This is a genomic window from Streptomyces sp. NPDC057638, from assembly GCF_042800315.1.
In the GTDB taxonomy this organism is placed as follows: Bacteria; Actinomycetota; Actinomycetes; order Streptomycetales; family Streptomycetaceae; genus Streptomyces.
Genome location: NZ_JBHVHF010000625.1, coordinates 1 through 1,008 on the forward strand (window position 1 = coordinate 1; position 1,008 = coordinate 1,008).

Here is a 1,008-nt window from a genome sequence, read left to right on the forward strand (position 1 = left end):
CCATCCGCATGTCGAGCGGGGCGTCCTGGGCGTACGCGAATCCGCGGTCGGCCTCGTCCAGCTGCATGGAGGAGACACCGAGGTCGAACAGGATGCCCTGGACCTTGGGGATGCCGAGCCGTGGTGACGCGTCCGGGTCCCGGGCCCCGGCCGGTGGTTACGCGTCCGGCCGCCAGTCGAACGGGAAGTGCTTGCTGGACCCGCCCCGGTACTCGCCCGAGAAGTCGAAGCCCTCGGCGAGGTCCTCGCTGACCACGCCCCAGGTCGCGACCTGGCCGGGGCCCACCTCCGCACCCGGGGCGTTGATCAGCTGCACCCGGCGGCCGGGGTCCGAGGTGGGGCCGGTCAGCGCCGTGGCGCCCACGCTGACCTTGTCGGAGACGTTCGCCCGCCAGTAGGCCAGGTCCTCCGCGGCGTCGAAGACGATCGGCGCGTACCGCACATCGCGTACCTCGGTGATGAGGGAGCCGAACTTCCCCGGCCATCCCCCGACGTTGCCGCGGAAGATCTCCTCCAGCGCGTCCCGCTGCTCCTGGGTCCCCTGGGCGTCGATATAGAACATCGCGGTCATCGTGGCGTCGGGATCGTCGACCCACATGTTCCCGTGGAACTCGCCGAGCGCGACGATCCCCAGACCGTCCAGGCGTATGTCGCCGAGGTGGCCCTCGTGGATCTGCCAGACGAGCGTGAACCGACAGGTGTTGCCGGTCGGGGCCTGCGCGAAGGTGCACGGGCAGGGCATCGAGCAGCTGCACACATCGAACCACTCGCCCTTGAGGTGCCAGTCGGTCTTGCTCATCGCCGTTTCCCCTCTGTCGGTGATACCCCGGTGGGGTATGCATCTGAGGGTGAGGCTAATCCGCCCCACTGGCCAGTGTCAAATACCCATAGGGGGTAGGGGTTTCAAGGACGGGCCGGGCAAGAGGCAGGACCCCGCAGGGCGTTCGCGCGACACGCCCCGGTCGCCGGGGGTACCGGAACGGCCATCGGCCCCGCCGGTGGCGGGGC

At 69.7% G+C, this 1,008-nt stretch carries 1 protein-coding gene and 1 pseudogene; both read right to left on the reverse strand.

The features are described from left to right. Positions 1 to 136 (reverse strand): annotated as a pseudogene (gene mraW / locus ACFVIM_RS35295) (16S rRNA (cytosine(1402)-N(4))-methyltransferase); the annotation flags it as partial. A gap of 21 nt (positions 137 to 157) precedes the next feature. Then, a complete protein-coding gene (locus ACFVIM_RS35300) occupies positions 158 to 799 on the reverse strand; it encodes a DUF1326 domain-containing protein (RefSeq protein ID WP_384310505.1) in 642 nt (213 codons plus the stop codon). Between the last annotated feature and the right edge of the window lie 209 nt (positions 800 to 1,008).

Excerpts from the sequence above, each read along its gene's own strand:
- ACFVIM_RS35300 (WP_384310505.1), bottom strand. The coding sequence starts at position 799 with ATGAGCAAGACCGACTGGCACCTCAAGGGCGAGTGGTTCGATGTGTGC.